Annotated in this window: 1 protein-coding gene; it reads left to right on the top strand. The window is 88.6% G+C overall.

Annotated features, from left to right (window positions below; all coding sequences use genetic code 11):
- Positions 1-80: 80 nt before the first annotated feature.
- A complete protein-coding gene (locus PUR56_RS43700) occupies positions 81-251 on the top strand; it encodes a hypothetical protein (RefSeq protein WP_443034616.1) in 171 nt (56 codons plus the stop codon).
- Positions 252-500 lie beyond the last annotated feature (249 nt).

The following is a 500-nucleotide window of genomic DNA, read 5'->3' as shown; positions in this document are numbered from 1 at the left end:
CCGGCGCGCCGCCCGGGCGGACGGCGCCGCCCGCTCCGCCGCAGCAGCGGGAGAACCGGGCCGCGTAGGCGCAGGCGGGGTTGCTCCCGCAGGCCGTCGCCGCGGTCGAGGCGCACGGCACCGCCACGACGCACGGCGACCCGATCGAGGCCCAGGCCCACCTGGCCACCTCCGGTCAGCCCCGGGACGGCGGCGACCCGCGCTCCGACGGACGGGCGGCGGGGTGGGACAGCGTGTACACCGCGCGGTAGGCCTCGGGGGTCGCCGCGGCCGTCCGGTTGGGGGGGGCGGCGGGGGGGGGGGGGGGGGCGGGGGGGCCGCCGGGGGGCGCCGCCCCCGCGCCGGCGGGGGCGCGCCCCCGGGGGGCGCGGCGGCCGGCGGCGGCGGGGGGGGCCGCGGCGGCGCCCCCTGCCCCCCCCCCCCGCGCGGCCCCGGCCGCCCCGCCCCCCGCGCCCCCCCCCTGGGGCCCGGCCGGCGCCGTCGTGGGCCCGGGCCGGTGG

Source organism: Streptomyces sp. BE303, from assembly GCF_036290945.1.
Lineage (GTDB): Bacteria > Actinomycetota > Actinomycetes > Streptomycetales > Streptomycetaceae > Kitasatospora.
Note: the sequence above shows the minus strand (reverse complement) of the source record. Positions and strands in the feature narration are given on the sequence as shown.